The organism is Asticcacaulis sp. MM231 (assembly GCF_964186625.1).
Taxonomy (GTDB): domain Bacteria; phylum Pseudomonadota; class Alphaproteobacteria; order Caulobacterales; family Caulobacteraceae; genus Asticcacaulis.
The window spans coordinates 2,804,715-2,822,851 of the sequence record NZ_OZ075108.1; the positions used below are offsets into that span (position 1 = coordinate 2,804,715).

Genomic DNA, 18,137 nt, shown 5'->3' on the forward strand with positions numbered 1-18,137 from the left:
TGCCTCCCGGTCACCCCGAATAGTCAGGCCGACCGTGATTCATACGCGCGATTTCGCGGAAGCTGCCCTTATAGAAGGGTTTTGGCTCCCGTCAATGGTTTAGTTTTAAAAAAGCAAGCCAAACGAAGTCTGGTTATACTTTTTTAATCTTATCTGAATGCTCGGCGCCAAAGGTGCTTCGCATCGCCGTCTTTTGGGCAGATGCCCGTACCAAGGATCGCTTTCACGACCTCTGGCGAATCTCGTTTCAGGCCTGAGCCTTAGGCCAGCGCCCCTTCGATACGGGCAGCGACATGTTCCACCGCCCCCATACCGTCGATTTCGTAAAGCTTGCCCTGCGCCGCGTAGTAAGGCAGCAGCGGCGCGGTCTGGGCATTGTAAGCCGCCAGACGCACCTTATAGGCTTCCGGATTGTCATCCGAACGACCTTCTTCGGCGAAGCGGGTTTCAATCCGGGTCACCAGGGCCTGCTCGTCCACCTTGAGGCGGACAACCTTGTCGATCTTCGCGCCGCGCTCACCAAGCATGGCGTCGAGGGCTTCGGCCTGCGCCACTGTCCGCGGGAAACCGTCGAAGATAGCCCCACCGGCGGCTTCAGCGGCCGGCAAATTTTCCTTGATCAGGTCGATCACGATCTCATCCGAAACCAGACCACCCGTGGCCAGAATATCCTTGACCTTGAGGCCAAGTTCGCTTTCCGCCTTGATCGCGGCCCGCAGCATGTCGCCCGTCGAGAGCTGAACCATGCCGCGCGTCGTGACCAGACGCTTTGCTTGCGTACCCTTACCCGCCGCGGGGGGACCAAACAGGATGATGTTCATCGGCCGATCCTTCCGCGGGTGCCGGCGGCTGCCGACTTGCTGCCCGTCTTGAGCTTGGATTTTTTGATCAGGCCATCATACTGGTGGGCCAGAAGATGAGACTGGATTTGCGCCACGGTATCCATGGTCACGGTCACGACGATCAGGATCGAGGTGCCGCCGAAGTAGAAGCTGTTGCCCAGCGCTGAAATCATGAATTCCGGCAGAAGACAGACGATGGTGATGTAGGCCGCACCAAGAACCGTAATGCGGGTCAGCACGAAATCGAGATATTCCGCCGTGCGCTTGCCAGGGCGAATGCCCGGCAGGAAGCCGCCGTACTTGCGCAGGTTTTCCGCCGTCTCGTCCGGATTGAAGACCAGCGAGGTATAGAGGAAGGTGAAGAAGATGATCATGGCCGCGTAGAGGATCATGAAGATTGGGTGGCCGTGCGTCAGTTGCGCGCTCATCGACGGCAGCCATTGCAACCAGCTCGGGATCTTGTCCGGATTCTGACCAACGAAAGCCAGGACGGAGGTCGGCATCAGCAGCAGCGACGAGGCGAAGATCGGCGGAATAACACCGGCCGTATTGACCTTCAGCGGCATGAACGACAATTCGCCGCCCATGATCTTGTTGCCAACCTGGCGCTTCGGATACTGCACCAGCAGACGGCGCTGCGAGCGCTCCATGAGCACAATAAAGACGATGGCGGCGATCAGGACAGCGACGATAAGGATCAACGACACCGGCTGGATATCACCAGTCGAACCCATGCTGAGCAGGCTGCCGACAGTCTTCGGCAAAACCGCTACGATACCAGCGAAGATGATCATGGACGAACCGTTACCGATGCCACGCGAGGTGATCTGCTCACCCAGCCACATCAGGAACAGTGTGCCACCGGTCAGGGTGGCCACAGCCGTGATAAGGAAGAAGGGGCCGGACTGGATGGCCAGGCCTGAGGTCTGCATGGCAGACGCAATACCGAAGGACTGGATCAGAGCCAGGACGACAGTCAGATAGCGGGTATATTGATTGAGTTGCTTGCGGCCGGCTTCGCCGCCTTCCTTGCGCAGCTTTTCCCACGGCGCATAGACGGAGCCCATAAGCTGGACAATAATAGAGGCCGAAATGTAGGGCATCAGGTTCAGCGCGAACACCGCCATGCGCTCAACGGCGCCCCCGGCGAACATGTTCATCATGCCGAAAATGCCGTTCGACTGACCGGAGAAGGCCTGCGAGAAAGCCGCCATATTAATGCCCGGCAGCGGCACATAGGTGCCGAGACGGTAGACGATCAGCGCGCCGAGCGTAAAGAGCAAACGCTTGTGCAGATCAGTCGCCTTGGAAAAGGCGCCGAAATTCATATTGGCGGCGAGTTGTTCAGCAGCAGAAGCCATAAAGTCCTCAAATTCGCATGGGGCGCCAGCGCCCTTATGATCACCCAAAAGGGTCGGATGGGGTTATATGCAATTCTTGAGAAACCGCCCTCACCCATTCCGACCCATATGGGGTACGCATGTCGAAACGTCAAATGCACGACATACTTGGCCGGGCATAACCCGGCCAATCAGTTTGGCTTAAGCCTTGCGCGCAGCCTTGGCAGCGGCGACCTTTTCGGCGCGAGCGACGACCTTGGCTTCGACTTCGGTACGCTTTTGCACGACCGAGCCACCCGCCGCTTCCACGGCCTTGATGGCGCCGGCGGAAGCGGAATAGACCTTAAGCGACAGCTTCGCGGTCAGTTCACCTTCGCCGAGCAGACGCACGCCGTCGAGTTCACGACGGATGACACCGGCAGCAACCAGGACAGCCGCATCGATGTCGCCCTTGGCGTCGAGCTTGCCGGCGTCGATCGCCTGTTGCAGGCGCCACAGGTTCACTTCAGCGAACTTGAGGGCGAAAGGATTGTTGAAACCGCGCTTGGGCATGCGCATGTACAGCGGCATCTGGCCGCCTTCGAAGCCGAGGAGCGAAACGCCCGAACGGGACTTCTGCCCCTTGACGCCGCGACCGGCGGTCTTGCCCTTGCCCGAACCGGGGCCACGGCCAACGCGCATACGGCCCTTGGTGGAGCCAGGATTGTCGCGGAGTTCATTCAACTTTGTCATCGTTTTGCCTTTTTTGCTGCCCCATCGCTTCTCTGCTTGAGGGCACTGATGAATAATGCGCTGGTCAGGAGACCAACTCGGCTTGAAAAATAATTTGCCCTTTTTAAGAGCAAAGAAGCGCGCCTGTTACAGCACGCTCCAGAAGAGATCAAGCCCGTCAGCCGATTTTGTCAGCGGACGGGCTCAAATCTTTTACTCAACAATCGCTACCATGTGAGCGACCTTGGCGATCATGCCGCGAACCGAGGGGGTGTCTTCCAGAACGGAGACACGGCCCATCTTGTTCAGGCCGAGACCGGCGAGCGTGGCGCGCTGGTCCTTGGTACGACGGATCGGCGAACCGGTTTGCTTAATCGTAACAGTAGCCATCTCTTAACCCTCCAGCGATTCAGGCGACGAAGCGCCATCGGCACGGCTCTTCAGAAGGTCACCGACCTTCTTGCCGCGCTTCGAGGCGATCTGACGGGGCGACGATTGCACCTTCAGAGCTTCGAACGTGGCGCGAACCATGTTGTAGGGGTTCGACGAGCCCATGGACTTGGCGACGACGTCCGAAACACCGAGGGTTTCGAGAACGGCACGCATCGGACCACCCGCGATGACGCCGGTGCCCGGAGGGGCCGCACGCATCTGGATCTTGCCGGCGCCCCAACGGCCGTAACCATCATGGTGCAGGGTGCGGGATTCGCGCAAAGGCACGCGGATCAGGGACTTCTTGGCTTCTTCGGTCGCCTTGCGGATGGCTTCAGGCACTTCGCGCGCCTTGCCATGACCGTAGCCGACGCGGCCTTTTTGGTCACCAACGACCATCAGGGCTGCAAACGAGAAGCGACGACCACCCTTGACGGTGGCGGCGACGCGGTTGATAGCGACCAGCTTTTCAACGAATTCCGAAGGTTCTTCGTTGCGGTCGCGGGAGCGGTTTTCGCTAGGACGGGCCATGAACGATTCCCTTAGAAGTTAAGACCGGCTTCACGCGCGGCTTCCGCCAGCGCCTTCACCCGACCGTGATAGATGTAGCCACCGCGATCGAACACGACGTCCTTGACGCCTTTTTCGATGGCGCGTTGCGCAACCAGCTTGCCGACTTCCGTAGCCGCGGCAGCATCCGAACCCTGCTTCTTGCCGCTTTCCAGCGACGAAGCGGACACGATGGTCACGCCACTCTGGTCATCAATGACCTGAGCGTAGATGTTTTTGTCCGAACGGAACACCGACAAACGCGGGCGGCCGTTGGAGAGCTTCTTGAGGCGCGTACGGTTACGTTGCGCGCGACGAGCCATTTGTTCACGAGGAGACAGAGCCATGACTTACTTCTTCTTGCCTTCCTTGCGGCGAACCTTTTCGCCAGCATACTTAACGCCCTTGCCCTTGTAAGGCTCAGGCGGACGGATCTTGCGGATCTTAGCCGCCAGTTCACCGACCAGTTGCTTGTCGATGCCCTAAATCTTCACTTCCGTCTGCTTCGGCACCACGAAGGTGATACCCGCGGGCGGGTCGATGATGACAGGGTGCGAGAAGCCGAGCGACAGTTCCAGCTTGTTGCCTTGCAGGGCTGCGCGATAACCAACGCCGACCATTTCCAGGCTCTGCTCGAAACCTTCGGTCACGCCCTTCACCATATTGGCGATCAGCGTGCGCGACAGGCCCCACATCGAACGGTGGCGAGCGGTTTCGCCACGCGGCGAAACGCTTAGGCTTGCGCCGTCTTGCTTGACTTCGATTTCTTCAACAACAGTCCAGCTCTGGACGCCCTTGGGGCCCTTCACCGAAATGTCTTGCCCGATCAGCGTGATAGTCACGCCGGCCGGGACTGCGATGGCTTTTTTACCAATCCGGGACATTTTAAAACTTTCTAATGCCTTAAGTGTCCTCGGCCGTGTCTATTAATAGACGCGGCAGAGAACTTCACCACCCACGTTGTTTTCGCGGGCGTTGTTGTCAGACATGACGCCCTTGGGCGTCGACAAGATCGAGATACCCAGGCCGTTCTTTACCGGCTTCAGGTCCTTGATCGACGAATAGACACGACGACCGGGCTTGGACACGCGGGAGATTTCCGCGATGACCGGCGCGCCGTCGAAGTACTTCAGTTCGATTTCGAACTGCGGGAATTCACCAGGTGTTTCCACGACTTCGTAACCACGGATGTAGCCTTCGTCCTTCAGGACGTCGAGTACGTGGGCACGCAGCTTGGAAGCCGGGGTGAGCACCTTCGAACGCTTGCGCATGGCAGCGTTCTTGATACGGGCGATCATATCGCTCAGAGGATCATTGACGAACATTCTATATCCTCCTTCTTACCAGCTGGCCTTGGTCATGCCCGGAATCTGGCCTTGATTGGCCAGCTGACGGAGCGCGATCCGGCTCATGTGGAGCTTGCGATAGTAGGCACGCGGACGGCCGGTGACTTCACAACGGTTGCGAATGCGGGTTGCATTCGAGTTACGGGGCAGTTTGGCCAGCTTCAGGCGAGCGTCGAAACGCTCTTCCAGAGGCAGGTTCTCATCGTTAGCGATCGCTTTGAGGGCTTCGCGCTTGGCGGCATATTGAGCCACCAGCTTCTTGACCATCTCGTTGCGGTTTACAGCGCTTTTCTTTGCCATTTTCTCTCTCTACCCGCTTAAGACGTGAACGGGAACTGGAAATGCTTCAGAAGCGCCTTAGCTTCCTTGTCACTCGGAGCCGTGGTGCAGACAACGATGTCCATGCCCCACATCTGATCGATCTGGTCGTAGTTGATTTCCGGGAACACGATGTGTTCGCGAAGACCCATGGCGTAGTTGCCACGACCATCGAAGCTATTGCCGTTCAGACCACGGAAGTCTTTCACGCGCGGCAGGGCGATGGTGATCAGGCGGTCGAGGAATTCGTACATACGATCCTTGCGCAGGGTCACCTTGGCGCCGATCACCATACCTTCGCGCAGCTTGAAGCCGGCGATGGAGTTACGGGCCTTGGTTTCCGCCGGCTTTTGACCGGTGATCGCAGCCAGATCCTTGATGGCGCTCTTGACCTTCTTGGAGTCGGCAGTCGCTTCACCGATACCCATGTTCACGACGATCTTGTCGAGCTTGGGGACCTGCATTTCGTTGGTGTAGCCGAACTCGGCCTTCAGGGCGTCCCGGATGGTATCCAGGTAAACCTGCTTGGCGCGAGGAACGTACTTTTCAGCATTAGCCATTGATGACATCTCCCGTCGTCTTGGCGTAACGGACCTTCTTGTCGCCTTCGACCTTGAAACCGACGCGGGTCGGCTTGCCGTTCGAGTCAACATGAGACACGTTGGAAACGTGCACAGCCGCTTCCTTGTTGATGATGCCGCCTTGCGGGTTACCCTGCGACGGACGGGTGTGGCGCTGGACCATGTTCAGGCCCTGAACGATCACGCGCTCAGCTTGACCGTCCTTGGTGACAACCTTGGTTACAGAGCCCCTGCGGCCCTTGTCCTTGCCGGTCAGCAGGACGACCTGGTCGCCCTTTTTGATTTTAGCAGCCATTAGATGACCTCCGGAGCCAGGGAAATGATCTTCATGTGGTTCTTGGCGCGAAGTTCGCGCGGAACCGGTCCGAAGATACGAGTCCCGATCGGCTCGCTCGACTTGTTGACGATCACCGCGGCGTTGGTGTCGAAACGGATCACGGATCCGTCCTTACGCTGGATGTCCTTCGAGGTACGCACGACGATGGCGCGCAGAACGTCGCCCTTCTTCACGCGGCCACGAGGAATGGCTTCCTTGACCGAAACGACGATCAGGTCACCCACCGAGGCGTAGCGGCGCTTCGAGCCGCCCAACACCTTGATGCACATGACCCGACGTGCGCCGGAATTATCGGCCACTTCCAGGTTAGTTTGCATCTGAATCATGGTTCAAACTTTCCTAGTTAGTTGGCTTCGCGTGGGAGAACTTCCCACGTTTTAAGCTTCGACTTGGGCGCACATTCGATAATACGAATCTTTTCGCCGGCCTTGAAATCATTAGCTTCGTCATGAGCGTGATAACGCTTCGACACACGCACCGTCTTTTTCAAACGGGGGTGCAGAACGGTACGTTCCACTTTCACAACCACGGTCTTGTCGCCCTTATCGGAGACAACCAGACCTTCAAGAATGCGCTTGGGCATGGTCTATTTCCTTTAGGCAACAGACTTGCTGGCAGCGCGTTGCGCCGTCAGCAGGGTCTGGATGCGGGCGATATCCTTGCGGATCTCGTTGACGCGGTGAGTTTTCTCGAACTGCCCAGTGGCCTTTTGGAAGCGCAGGTTGAACTGCTCTTTCTTGAGGCCCAGGAGCTGTTCGTGCAGTTGATCGGAGGTCTTGCTCCGAAGATCGGCAATCTTGGTCATAGGTCCTACTCCGCGGCCATGGCCACACCGGCGTCGATACGGGTAACGACGCGGGTGGAAACAGGCAGCTTGGCGGCGCCGAGACGAAGCGCTTCACGCGCGATGTCGTCGGGCACGCCGTCGATTTCAAACAGGATGCGGCCAGGAGCCACGCGGGCGGCCCAATGGTCGACAGCGCCCTTACCCTTGCCCATACGGACTTCGGCGGGCTTACCCGTGACGGGCAGATCCGGGAAGATACGGATCCACACGCGGCCCTGGCGCTTCATTTGGCGCGTGATGGCACGACGAGCGGCTTCGATCTGGCGAGCGGTCAGACGCTCCGGTTCGACAGTCTTCAGACCATACGAACCGAAGTTCAGCGTGTAACCACCCTTGGCGTTACCGTGGATACGGCCTTTGAAGGCCTTCCGGTATTTTGTACGCTTGGGAAGCATCATGGGAGTTACGCCTCCTTATTGTTGCGATCGCGGCGCGGGCCACGATTGTTACGGTCACCACGTTCCGGGCGCTCGTTCGACGACGGGCCGGCCGCTTCGGCTGCCCAACGCTTGTCCTGAGCCATCGGATCGTGCTCGAGCACTTCACCCTTGAAGATCCAGACCTTGATACCAATGATACCGTAGGTGGTCAGAGCTTCGGCGAAACCCATGTCGATGTCGGCACGGAGGGTGTGCAAAGGTACGCGGCCTTCACGATACCATTCCATACGGGCGATTTCCGCACCGCCGAGACGACCCGACAGGTTCATACGGATACCCTTGGCACCGAGACGCATGGCCGACTGGATCGAACGCTTCATGGCGCGACGGAAAGCCACGCGGCGTTCCAGTTGCTGAGCGATCAATTCTGCGACCAGTTGCGAGTCGACTTCGGGCTTGCGCACTTCGACCAGGTTCAGGAACACTTCGCCTTGCGTCAGGACGGAAACGTCCTTGCGCAGCTTGTCGATGTCCTGGCCCTTTTTACCGATCACGACACCCGGACGGGCGGCGTAGATGGTGATGCGGCACTTCTTGTGCGGGCGCTCGATGATGATGCGCGACACGCCGGCAGCGTTCAGCTTTTCCTTCAGAACCTTGCGGATCTTCAGGTCCTGATGAAGCAGCTTGGCGTATTCCTGACGCGCGGCGAACCAGCGCGAGTCCCAGGTGCGGTTAATGCCGAGGCGCAAACCGATCGGATTAGCTTTCTGACCCATTATGCAGCCTCTTGAGATTCTGCGCCGATTTCACGGACGACGATGGTCAGTTCCGAGAACGGCTTGATGATACGCGACGAACGGCCACGAGCACGCGAAGCGAAGCGCTTCATGACAATGCCCTTACCCACGAAGGATTCGGCAACGATCAGGTTGTCGATATCGAGGTTGTGGTTGTTTTCGGCATTCGAGATCGCCGAATAGAGCGCCTTGCGGACGTCCTTGGCGATGCGCTTGCGGGAAAACTCAAGCTCGTTGAGTGCGCGCTGCACCTTGAGGCCGCGGATCGAGGCGGCGACCAGGTTCAGCTTTTGCGGGCTGATACGGATCGACACCAGCTTTACGCGGGCTTCATTGGCGGCAACACGACGAGGATTCTTTGTCTGAGACATGATTACTTCCTCTTCGCCTTCTTGTCAGCAGCGTGGCCGGGGAAGTTGCGCGTGGGCGAAAACTCACCGAACTTCATGCCAACCATGTCTTCCGACACGAGCACGGGAACGTGCTTCTGACCGTTATAAACGCCGAAGGTGATGCCCACGAACTGGGGCATGATCACCGAACGGCGCGACCAGGTCTTTATGACCTCTTTGCGGCCACTGGCCAACGTCGCTTCCGCCTTCTTGAGAAGGTGGCCGTCGACGAAGGGGCCTTTCCATACGGAGCGTGCCATGATTAGCGAGCCTTCTTCACGTGACGCGAACGGATGATGTACTTGTCCGTCGCTTTGTTAGTACGAGTCTTGCGACCCTTGGTGGGCTTGCCCCAAGGTGTCACAGGGTTACGACCACCGGAGGTCTTGCCTTCACCACCACCGTGCGGGTGATCGACCGGGTTCATGGCAACGCCGCGAACGTGCGGACGGAAGCCCATGTGACGGACGCGACCAGCCTTACCGAGGCTTTGGTTCATGTGGTCCTGGTTAGACACCGCGCCGACCGTAGCCATGCAGGTGTCGAGAACCATGCGAAGTTCGCCCGAACCCAAACGGATCTGAGCATAACCATTGTCGCGACCGACGAGTTGAGCGTAGGCGCCGGCCGAGCGAGCCAGTTGGCCGCCCTTGAGGGGCTTCAGTTCAACATTGTGGATGATCGTGCCGATCGGCAGCGAACGCAGCGGCGCGGCGTTGCCGGGCTTCACGTCGACCTTTTCGGAAGCGATAACCGTGTCACCGGCCTTGAGGCGTTGCGGGGCCAGGATGTAGGCCTTCTCGCCGTCGGCGTAGGTGATCAGCGCGATGAACGCGGTGCGGTTCGGATCGTATTCCAGATGGTCGACCGTGGCCGGCACGTCGAACTTGCGACGCTTGAAGTCCACGATGCGATAGAGGCGCTTAGCGCCGCCGCCACGGAAACGAACAGCGATGCGACCTTGCGCACCACGGCCGCCCGACTTGGTCAGACCTTCGGTCAGAGCCTTTTGCGGCTTGCCCTTGAAGAGTTCCGAACGGTCGATAAGCACCAGGCTGCGACGGCCGGGCGAAGTCGGATTAAATTGCTTTAAAGCCATTTGCTTTGCCCTTCCCTTACAGACCGGTTGTGATGTCGATCGTCTGGCCTTCGGCCAAAGTCACGATTGCTTTTTTGACGTCAACGCGACGACCCTTGACGCCCTTGAAACGCTTGGTCTTGCCCTTGGTGACGAGTGTGTTCACCTTGGTGACCTTGACGTTGTAAATGGCTTCAACGGCGGAAGCGACTTCGTCCTTCGAGGCGTCGAGCGCGATCTTGAAGACGACCTTGTTCTGCTCAGAAAGCAGAGTGGCCTTTTCAGTGATGTGCGGCGACAGAAGAACGTCGAAATTACGGATGGTAGCAGCCATGATACTTAGGCCTCCACTGCGAAGCGCGCTTCGATAGCTTCAACCGCCGACTTCGTCAGAACCAGCGTATGGCGGCGAAGAATGTCATAAACATTCAGACCGGCCGTCGGCAGGACGTCGATATTGGGGATGTTGCGCGAAGCGAGAGCGAAGTTGGCATCCACTTCCGGACCGGTGATGAACAGAGCGTTCTTCAGGCCCAGCTTCTCGAAGGAAGCCAGAAGTGTTTGCGTCTTCGGGGTGTCGATCACGGCCTGATCGAGAACGATCAGCGAGCCGGACTTGATCTTGGACGAAAGCGCATGGCGAAGACCGAGCGCACGGACCTTCTTGGTCAGGTCGAACGCATGCGAGCGAACAACCGGACCGAAGGCGCGCGAACCGCCGACGAATTGCGGGGCACGGCGCGAACCGTGACGAGCGCCGCCGGAGCCCTTTTGCTTGTACATCTTCTTACCCGTGCGAGAATTCTCGTTACGAGTTTGCACCTTGTGCGTACCGGCGCGGCGCTTGGCCAACTGCCAGTTGACGACGCGCGACAGGATGTCCGAGCGGATTTCATCGATCCCGAAAACGAGATCCGAAACATCCACCGAGCCAGCCTTGGAGGCGTCAAGCTTGATAACGTCGAGTTTCATGATTATTCAGCCCCTTCAGCTGCCGGAGCTTCCGGAGCAGCTTCAACAGCAGCCGAAGCCGCCTTCTTGATGCCAGCCGGGAACGGCAGACCGGCCGGAGCCGCCTTTTTAACAGCGTCGCGGATCTTCACGTAGGAACCTTCCGCACCCGGGACAGCGCCACGGATGAAGACGAGGCCACGTTCAGCGTCGATACGTGCGACAGTGAGGTTCAGCGTGGTGACAGTCTCGACACCCAGATGACCGGCCATCTTCTTACCCTTGAAGACCTTGCCCGGATCCTGGCGTTGACCGGTCGAACCGTGAGCACGGTGAGAGACCGAAACACCGTGGGTGGCGCGCATGCCGCCGAAGTTCCAGCGCTTCATGGCACCAGCAAAACCTTTACCGATGGTCGTCCCCTGGATATCGACGCGCTGACCTTCGACGAAGTGATCGGCCGAAAGCTCGGCGCCGACCTCGACCAGGGCGTCTTCCGTGACGCGGAACTCGGTCAGGATGGCCTTAGGCTCAACCTGAGCCTTGGCGAAACGGACGCGCTCGGGATTGGAAACGTTCTTGGCCTTGCGGGTACCGGCACCGAGCTGCAGGGCGACGTAGCCGTCCCGCTCCTGAGTGCGCTGCGCGACAACCTGACAGCCTTCGAGCGACAGCACGGTAACCGGCACATGAACGCCGGCTTCATCGAAGAAGCGGGTCATACCGAGCTTTTTGGCGAGAAGGCCTGTTCTTTGAGTCTGGCTCATTGTCCGCGCCCTTAAATCTTGATTTCGACGTCGACGCCAGCCGACAGGTCGAGCTTCATCAGCGCGTCCACAGTCTGCGGGGTCGGATCGACGATATCGAGGACACGCTTGTGCGTGCGGATTTCGAACTGTTCGCGCGACTTCTTGTCGACGTGCGGCGAACGGTTGACGGTGAAACGCTCGATCAGCGTGGGCAAGGGGATCGGCCCCCGGACGGTAGCACCCGTGCGCTTGGCCGTATTGACGATCTCACGTGTGGAATGATCCAGGACGCGGTGATCGAAGGCCTTGAGCCGGATGCGGATATTTTGACGATCCATATCGCTCGTATTCCCAAAGAAGGTGCGTTTAACGCGTCCAGTGAACCATTTCAAAGACCAACTCGCCCTCAGAAACCTGAGCACGAACGCGATATCCGCAAAAACAAAGCCCTCGCGGTATTACCCGCGCGGGCCGTTGAACAAACAGGTCAAAGCCTCTTAAAAGAGGATGCAAGACCTGTCTTGCTTTATGCTTGCAGACCGCGTTTGACGCCCGAGGACGCCACAGCCGATCTAACAGAGTGGCGCTTATGCCCAAACAACTCGCTTTCGTCAAGCCTCAATTGCATGAAAGCGTGAGAAAATAAGCGACAGAGGATTCTTTGGCTTTCCACGCGCAGTTATCCCCTTCCCCGTCGGGGAATTGGACGTCGTTTAACCTAGAAAGTGATTTGGGTCTATCAGACCTTGGCGGGCCTGATGCGCATGAGGGCACGCTGGCCCATGGCGTAAACCGCCTTGCCCCATCCCACCAAGCTCACCTCGGTCGAGCGGATGACATTGACACGGCGCCGCAAACTCAGGCGCACCTGCTCCACCTTCGGTCTGGCCGGCAGCATGGCCACGGTCGCATCGACCATACGGCTGGCGATACGCGGCGTATATTGCAGACTGCCTTCATAACAATTCCCGCCAAAGGTCGTCAACGGTGATTTGTAATCCTCGCCACCTGTGCCGAAATCGAAACTCCTGATGCCCTTGGGTGACAATTCGCGGATGATCGCCATGGTCAGCACAATCCCCACCGTATAGCGGTAATAGGCAGGGTCGTAGGCCGGGAACCAGAGATGGACGCTGTCCTCATTCGCCAGGCTGATTTCTGCAGCCACCAGCTTGCCGTTATGGCGAAAAACACCGGCGCGCAGGCCATAGGCCTCGTCATCGAACACCGCCAGGTTATCGAGCAGGTCACGCGTCCAGCCGCACTCGAAGATATCGTGCAGGCCACTCTTCTTATATTGCTCACGCTTGAGCGCGATCACCCAGTCGAGGACCTCCTGTGTCACCCGCTCCCAGGTAAAATCGAAGCCGCCGAAGTCCTTGGCGATGTTGCGTTCGCAGCGCGCGACATTCTTGAAAAACTTGTGATGCTCATGATCCTGTTTGGCGTACCAGGCATCGAAGCCTTCCGACGTATCGGCCACGCGGCGCTGAAGCACCAGCGCTTCCGCCTTTCCGCACATCGGGCCAACCCAGCCCTGGAAATCGAGCCGTTTGGCTCTGGTCGCCTTCAGCAAGGCCATATAATCGAACGGGCAGCCGGCCTCACCGATCAGTCCGTGATAATCGGTCATCGGCGCACCCAACGGCTGCAGTGCGCCGGCACGGATCTGAAACGGGAAATAGCCGACCACACGGCCATTCTGCGCGATTCGCGCCACCGCACCGCCTGGCACCTTCGCGCCCATAGCCTGCACGTAGCGGATATCGAAATAGGGACCGGACAGTTCCGGACGCGACGCCACGAAACCCAACCAAAGGCGCGCGTCCTCAGGCGTCAGGTCCTGCGGACGGAGAATGTCGACCTGGGTTTCCGCATGTCCGCTCATCCGATTTTTCGCCTTGTTGCAACCTTTATGAGCGCCGGTTGTAGCACGACAGGGTTTACACCCGGCTAAGCGGCAAGGTTAGCCAAGGCTTAATCCTGGCTGGGAGGGCCGATAAAGGGCTGCGAAATCGCCTTGAAAACATCGAGTTGTTCACACTGAGCGCTATGAAACGCCAGGGCCGGCCAGGCCGCGAAATCGATCGCCGGATGGGCTTCGCGCGCGTGGCGCAGGCTGCACGCCAGGATGATATCGGCGTGCGTCATCGTGCTACCCAGCAGCCAGCGCGATTTGGCCTCGGCGCGAATATTTTCCAGCACATCAAGCACGGCGCCGATCTGCGTCTGGCAACGCTCCAACCAGACAGGCGATGTTTCCTTGTGCAGCACCTGTTCGTAAAACAGGGCGATGGCCTTGTCGGAAAAGCCGCTGCTCAACGCTATATAATAGAGCGCCTTTTGCCGGTCAGGCCCCGAAGCAGCGATCAGCGGCTCTATAGTGTCGGCCGCCTGCACCTGCTCATCGAGCCAGTCAAGCGCATAGGCGCTCTCAAGAATGATATCGCCGGTGTCGAGGATCAAGGTCGGCACCCGACGCAACGGGTTAAATGGCGCGATCTTGTCGCCGTCGCCGAAGGTCGACCACGGGCGATGTTCGAACGTGAAACCGTAGAGCGTCAGGGCAATGCCGACGCGCCGCACGTAGGGACTGTCATATTGGCCGATCAGGATCATCGTGAGGGCGCCTGCTGCGCTTGTACGGCATGACTCACACCAACGCCGCTATACATGCCGGCGCACGCCGTGCACATCATCGCGCCCAACAGGATTACAACTATCCGCATATTCTCTCTCCGACAGCCACCCGCGCCTATGATGAGCGGGAGACGCAGAGCTGTCAAAACAAGATTGAAGGCAAAGGGCCACAGGCCCTTTGATCCCATAACTCGACAGAGATTAATTAGCAGCCTGCAAAACTAAAAGACCCCCGGCCCTAAAGCCGGAGGTCTTTTAGTTTTATCGGTCGTTATCTAACCACCGTCGCGTATCGGGGTCGAGGGGCCAATGGCCCCTCGCCTTCAACTATTCCACGATCTTGGCGACTACGCCGGCGCCGACGGTGCGGCCACCTTCACGGATAGCGAAGCGCAGCTTCTCTTCCATGGCGATCGGGGTGATCAGTTCAACGTCCAGCTCGGCGTTATCGCCAGGCATGATCATTTCCACGCCTTCGCGCAGGCGGATGATGCCCGTCACGTCGGTGGTACGGAAGTAGAATTGCGGACGGTAGTTGGTGAAGAACGGGGTGTGACGACCGCCTTCTTCCTTGGTGAGGATGTAGGCTTCAGCCACGAACTTCGTGTGCGGCGTGATCGAGCCGGGCTTGCAGAGAACCTGGCCGCGCTCAACGTCTTCACGCTTGGTGCCGCGCAGCAGAACGCCGACGTTGTCACCAGCTTGACCCTGGTCGAGCAGCTTGCGGAACATTTCAACGCCCGTGCAGGTCGTCTTCTGAACCGGACGAATGCCGACGATTTCGACTTCTTCACCGACCTTAACGATACCGCGCTCGACGCGGCCCGTCACAACCGTACCACGACCCGAGATCGAGAACACGTCTTCGACCGGCATCAGGAACGGCAGGTCAACCGGACGCTCCGGCTGCGGGATGTATTCGTCAACCGTTTGCATCAGAGCCAGGATCGACTGTTCGCCGATTTCCGGGTTCACGCCATCGGTCGCGGCCTTGGCCGAACCCTTGGTGATGGGGATATCGTCGCCGGGGAACTGATAGGACGACAGAAGCTCACGAACTTCCATTTCAACCAGTTCCAGCAGTTCTTCGTCGTCAACAAGGTCAACCTTGTTCATGTAAACGACCAGAGCCGGCACGCCGACCTGACGGGCCAGCAGAATGTGCTCGCGCGTTTGCGGCATCGGGCCGTCAGCGGCCGAAACGACCAGAATCGCGCCGTCCATCTGAGCCGCACCGGTGATCATGTTCTTCACATAGTCGGCGTGGCCCGGGCAATCGACGTGGGCGTAGTGGCGGTTGGCGGTTTCGTATTCGACGTGCGCCGTGTTGATCGTGATGCCGCGGGCCTTTTCTTCTGGCGCAGCGTCAATGTCGGCATAGTTCTTTGCCGTCGCGCCGCCGGACTTGGCAAGCGTGATCGTGATCGCGGCCGTCAAAGTCGTCTTGCCATGGTCAACGTGACCAATGGTGCCGATGTTACAGTGAGGCTTCGAGCGGTTGAATTTTTCCTTGGCCATTTTTCATCTCCGCCGTAGCGGACCTTCATTCGGTAGGGGGTTGTTTACAAGATTGGCGTGGCCCGTAGCACACAAAATGTTACGGGCCAATATTTGTTTTAGGCGAACTTCTTGATCACTTCGTCGGCGACGTGCTGAGGCACGGGCTCGTAGTGATCGTAGGTCATCGAGAACTGGGCGCGGCCTTGCGACATGCCCCGCAGGGTGTTCACGTAACCGAACATGTTGGCCAGCGGTACGAAGGCGTCAACGACGATGGCGTTACCGCGCATGTCCTGCCCCTGGATCATGCCACGACGACCGTTGAGATCGCCGATGACCGAACCAAGATATTCTTCCGGCGTAACCACTTCGACCTTCATGATCGGCTCGAGCAGCTTGGGGCCGCCCTTTTCACGCAGTTCCTTGAAGGCAGCTCGCGAAGCGATTTCGAAGGCGAGAACCGAGGAGTCGACGTCGTGGAACTTGCCGTCCGTCAGGGTGGCTTTGAAGTCGATCAGCGGGAAGCCGGCCAGAAGTCCGTTATCCTTGACGGATTCGAGGCCCTTCTGGACGCCCGGGATGTATTCCTTCGGCACCGCACCGCCGACGATGGCGGATTCGAACACGAAGCCCGAACCGGGTTCGCCGGGTTCAAAGGTGATCATGACGCGGGCGAACTGGCCCGTACCACCGGTTTGCTTCTTGTGTGTGTAGTCGATTTCCGCGGTGCGGGTGATCGATTCACGATAGGCCACCTGCGGCGCGCCGATGTTGGCTTCCACCTTGTAGGTGCGCTTCAGGATGTCGATCTTGATGTCGAGGTGAAGTTCGCCCATGCCCTTCAGGATCGTCTGGCCCAACTCGTGGTCGGTCGAAACGGTGAAGGAAGGATCTTCCGAAGCCAGCTTGGCCAGGGCGACGCCCAGCTTTTCCTGGTCGGCCTTCGACTTGGGCTCAACTGCGATTTCGATAACCGGAGCAGGGAATTCCATGCGCTCAAGAATGACTGGCGACTTCATCGGATCGCACAGGGTGTCACCGGTGCGGGTATCCTTGAGGCCGGCCAGAGCGACGATGTCGCCGGCATAGGCTTCCTTGATGTCCTGACGGTCGTTCGAGTGCATAAGCAACATACGGCCAACGCGCTCTTTCTTGTCACGCGTGGTGTTCAGCAGGCCCATGCCGGTTTCCATCTTGCCCGAATAGAGACGACAGAAGGTCAAGCTACCAACGAAGGGGTCGTCCATGATCTTGAAGGCGAGCATGGCGAGCGGCTCTTCGTCCGAAGCCTTGCGTGTGATCGGCTCTTCGGTCTTGTAGTCAATGCCAACGGTCGGCGGCACGTCGATTGGCGACGGCAGGTAATCGACGACGGCGTCGAGCAGGGTTTGAACGCCCTTGTTCTTGAAAGCCGAACCGCAGAGGATCGGATAGAAGGTGGCGTTCAGCACGGCCTTGCGGATGCACTTCTTCAGCACGGCTTCCGAAGGCTCGTTGCCTTCGAGATAAGCTTCCATCGCCTCGTCGTCGCATTCAACGGCGTTGTCGATCAGATACTGGCGGGCTTCCTTAGCCTTTTCCAGCAGATCGGCAGGGATCTCCATGTCGCGGTAGTTAGCGCCCAGAGCATCGTTGTCCCATACAACGGCCTTCATGCGCACCAGGTCAACCAGACCCGACAGGGTGTTTTCCGAACCGATCGGGAACTGGATCGGCACAGCCTTAGCGCCGAGACGGTCACGGATCGATTGCACGGAGGCGTCGAAATCGGCGCCGATCTTGTCCATCTTGTTGACGAACACGATGCGCGGCACGGAGTACTTGTCGGCCTGGCGCCAGACGGTTTCGGTCTGGGGCTCAACACCGGCGTTACCGTCGAGAACGGCGACAGCGCCATCGAGGACGCGCAGGTTGCGCTCGACTTCGATGGTGAAATCGACGTGGCCCGGGGTGTCGATGATGTTCAGGCGCTTGTCCTGCCAGAACGTGGTCGTCGCGGCGGACGTGATGGTGATACCACGCTCCTGCTCCTGCTCCATCCAGTCCATCGTGGCGGCGCCATCGTGCACTTCGCCGATCTTGTGGCTCTTGCCGGTGTAATACAGAATCCGTTCTGTGGTCGTCGTCTTGCCGGCATCAATGTGGGCCATGATGCCGAAGTTACGATAGTCTTCAATCTTATGACTGCGGGGCATAGGGGAGCCTCAAAAACTTGTTAAATTGCCCTGCCGCTGCGCGCTTGGGGCACGGCCGGTATATAGATCTCACTTGCAAGTATGCGCGGGCGGTTTAACGCAAACCACCCGCGCATGAAAGCAATATTTTCGCTTAAGCGAGAAGCGAA

The 18,137-nt window shown here is 58.6% G+C and carries 26 protein-coding genes and 1 pseudogene; all 27 read right to left on the minus strand.

The genetic code is table 11. The annotated features are described in order from the left end of the window. Positions 1-260 precede the first annotated feature (260 nt). The 27 genes and pseudogenes from ABQ278_RS13700 to fusA all read right to left on the minus strand — a co-directional run bounded on the left by ABQ278_RS13700 (position 261) and on the right by fusA (position 17,988). Positions 261-821: an adenylate kinase gene (locus ABQ278_RS13700; protein WP_349320087.1), complete on the minus strand. Its 561-nt coding sequence runs from the start codon at positions 819-821 to the stop codon at positions 261-263. Then, positions 818-2,203 carry a preprotein translocase subunit SecY gene (gene secY / locus ABQ278_RS13705; RefSeq protein ID WP_349320088.1) on the minus strand — a complete coding sequence of 462 codons (1,386 nt, stop codon included), beginning with the start codon at positions 2,201-2,203 and terminating at the stop codon, positions 818-820. The genes ABQ278_RS13700 and secY overlap by 4 nt, the downstream gene beginning before the upstream one ends. A 180-nt stretch (positions 2,204-2,383) precedes the next feature. After that, positions 2,384-2,914 (minus strand): 50S ribosomal protein L15, encoded by a 531-nt coding sequence (gene rplO / locus ABQ278_RS13710; protein ID WP_018083958.1) that lies wholly within the window; start codon positions 2,912-2,914, stop codon positions 2,384-2,386. Positions 2,915-3,106: 192 nt separating this feature from the next. Further along, on the minus strand, positions 3,107-3,283 hold the full coding sequence (rpmD, locus tag ABQ278_RS13715) for a 50S ribosomal protein L30 (protein WP_018083959.1): 177 nt from the start codon (positions 3,281-3,283) through the stop codon (positions 3,107-3,109). 3 nt (positions 3,284-3,286) lie between these two features. Beyond that, positions 3,287-3,856, minus strand: coding sequence for a 30S ribosomal protein S5 (gene rpsE, locus ABQ278_RS13720; protein WP_018083960.1), 570 nt, complete (start codon positions 3,854-3,856; stop codon positions 3,287-3,289). Positions 3,857-3,867: 11 nt separating this feature from the next. After that, positions 3,868-4,221: a 50S ribosomal protein L18 gene (gene rplR, locus ABQ278_RS13725; protein WP_349320089.1), complete on the minus strand. Its 354-nt coding sequence runs from the start codon at positions 4,219-4,221 to the stop codon at positions 3,868-3,870. 3 nt (positions 4,222-4,224) lie between these two features. Continuing rightward, positions 4,225-4,758, minus strand: a pseudogene (rplF, locus tag ABQ278_RS13730) (50S ribosomal protein L6). 42 nt (positions 4,759-4,800) lie between these two features. Then, positions 4,801-5,199 carry a 30S ribosomal protein S8 gene (gene rpsH / locus ABQ278_RS13735; RefSeq protein ID WP_018083963.1) on the minus strand — a complete coding sequence of 133 codons (399 nt, stop codon included), beginning with the start codon at positions 5,197-5,199 and terminating at the stop codon, positions 4,801-4,803. 15 nt (positions 5,200-5,214) lie between these two features. Further along, a complete protein-coding gene (gene rpsN / locus ABQ278_RS13740; RefSeq protein WP_018083964.1) occupies positions 5,215-5,520 on the minus strand; it encodes a 30S ribosomal protein S14 in 306 nt (101 codons plus the stop codon). 17 nt (positions 5,521-5,537) lie between these two features. Further along, complete coding sequence (gene rplE, locus ABQ278_RS13745; protein WP_018083965.1) at positions 5,538-6,098, minus strand: 50S ribosomal protein L5; 561 nt, start codon at positions 6,096-6,098, stop codon at positions 5,538-5,540. Then, positions 6,091-6,414 (minus strand): 50S ribosomal protein L24, encoded by a 324-nt coding sequence (gene rplX, locus ABQ278_RS13750; protein ID WP_349320090.1) that lies wholly within the window; start codon positions 6,412-6,414, stop codon positions 6,091-6,093. The genes rplE and rplX overlap by 8 nt, the downstream gene beginning before the upstream one ends. Beyond that, the gene (gene rplN, locus ABQ278_RS13755; RefSeq protein ID WP_006273901.1) at positions 6,414-6,782 is read right to left on the minus strand and encodes a 50S ribosomal protein L14; all 369 of its coding nucleotides are present in this window, start codon (positions 6,780-6,782) and stop codon (positions 6,414-6,416) included. Before rplN ends, rplX begins: the two co-directional genes overlap by 1 nt. 17 nt (positions 6,783-6,799) lie before the next feature. Continuing rightward, positions 6,800-7,039, minus strand: a complete 240-nt coding sequence (gene rpsQ, locus ABQ278_RS13760; protein WP_018083967.1) for a 30S ribosomal protein S17 — start codon at positions 7,037-7,039, stop codon at positions 6,800-6,802. A 12-nt stretch (positions 7,040-7,051) separates the two neighbouring features. Next, positions 7,052-7,261, minus strand: coding sequence for a 50S ribosomal protein L29 (gene rpmC / locus ABQ278_RS13765; protein WP_018083968.1), 210 nt, complete (start codon positions 7,259-7,261; stop codon positions 7,052-7,054). A 5-nt stretch (positions 7,262-7,266) separates the two neighbouring features. Beyond that, entirely contained in the window at positions 7,267-7,701 is a 435-nt protein-coding gene (rplP, locus tag ABQ278_RS13770) for a 50S ribosomal protein L16 (RefSeq protein ID WP_018083969.1), read from the minus strand. Between the two features lie 5 nt (positions 7,702-7,706). Then, positions 7,707-8,462, minus strand: coding sequence for a 30S ribosomal protein S3 (rpsC, locus tag ABQ278_RS13775; RefSeq protein WP_349320091.1), 756 nt, complete (start codon positions 8,460-8,462; stop codon positions 7,707-7,709). Continuing rightward, complete coding sequence (rplV, locus tag ABQ278_RS13780; protein WP_349320092.1) at positions 8,462-8,854, minus strand: 50S ribosomal protein L22; 393 nt, start codon at positions 8,852-8,854, stop codon at positions 8,462-8,464. The genes rpsC and rplV overlap by 1 nt, the downstream gene beginning before the upstream one ends. Positions 8,855-8,856: 2 nt before the next feature. Further along, positions 8,857-9,135, minus strand: a complete 279-nt coding sequence (gene rpsS, locus ABQ278_RS13785) for a 30S ribosomal protein S19 (RefSeq protein WP_018083972.1) — start codon at positions 9,133-9,135, stop codon at positions 8,857-8,859. Between the two features lie 2 nt (positions 9,136-9,137). Beyond that, complete coding sequence (gene rplB, locus ABQ278_RS13790; protein ID WP_018083973.1) at positions 9,138-9,974, minus strand: 50S ribosomal protein L2; 837 nt, start codon at positions 9,972-9,974, stop codon at positions 9,138-9,140. A gap of 16 nt (positions 9,975-9,990) precedes the next feature. Then, the gene (locus ABQ278_RS13795) at positions 9,991-10,287 is read right to left on the minus strand and encodes a 50S ribosomal protein L23 (protein WP_018083974.1); all 297 of its coding nucleotides are present in this window, start codon (positions 10,285-10,287) and stop codon (positions 9,991-9,993) included. 5 nt (positions 10,288-10,292) lie between these two features. After that, complete coding sequence (rplD, locus tag ABQ278_RS13800) at positions 10,293-10,925, minus strand: 50S ribosomal protein L4 (RefSeq protein ID WP_018083975.1); 633 nt, start codon at positions 10,923-10,925, stop codon at positions 10,293-10,295. Between the two features lie 2 nt (positions 10,926-10,927). Further along, positions 10,928-11,671, minus strand: coding sequence for a 50S ribosomal protein L3 (gene rplC, locus ABQ278_RS13805; protein WP_349320093.1), 744 nt, complete (start codon positions 11,669-11,671; stop codon positions 10,928-10,930). Between the two features lie 11 nt (positions 11,672-11,682). Next, positions 11,683-11,991, minus strand: coding sequence for a 30S ribosomal protein S10 (gene rpsJ, locus ABQ278_RS13810; protein WP_006273890.1), 309 nt, complete (start codon positions 11,989-11,991; stop codon positions 11,683-11,685). A 401-nt stretch (positions 11,992-12,392) separates the two neighbouring features. Continuing rightward, on the minus strand, positions 12,393-13,541 hold the full coding sequence (locus ABQ278_RS13815; RefSeq protein ID WP_349320094.1) for a GNAT family N-acetyltransferase: 1,149 nt from the start codon (positions 13,539-13,541) through the stop codon (positions 12,393-12,395). Between the two features lie 89 nt (positions 13,542-13,630). Next, positions 13,631-14,272: a glutathione S-transferase family protein gene (locus ABQ278_RS13820; RefSeq protein WP_349320095.1), complete on the minus strand. Its 642-nt coding sequence runs from the start codon at positions 14,270-14,272 to the stop codon at positions 13,631-13,633. Between the two features lie 348 nt (positions 14,273-14,620). Next, on the minus strand, positions 14,621-15,811 hold the full coding sequence (gene tuf / locus ABQ278_RS13825; RefSeq protein ID WP_349319518.1) for an elongation factor Tu: 1,191 nt from the start codon (positions 15,809-15,811) through the stop codon (positions 14,621-14,623). A gap of 98 nt (positions 15,812-15,909) precedes the next feature. Further along, positions 15,910-17,988, minus strand: a complete 2,079-nt coding sequence (fusA, locus tag ABQ278_RS13830) for an elongation factor G (RefSeq protein ID WP_349320096.1) — start codon at positions 17,986-17,988, stop codon at positions 15,910-15,912. Positions 17,989-18,137: the final 149 nt, after the last annotated feature.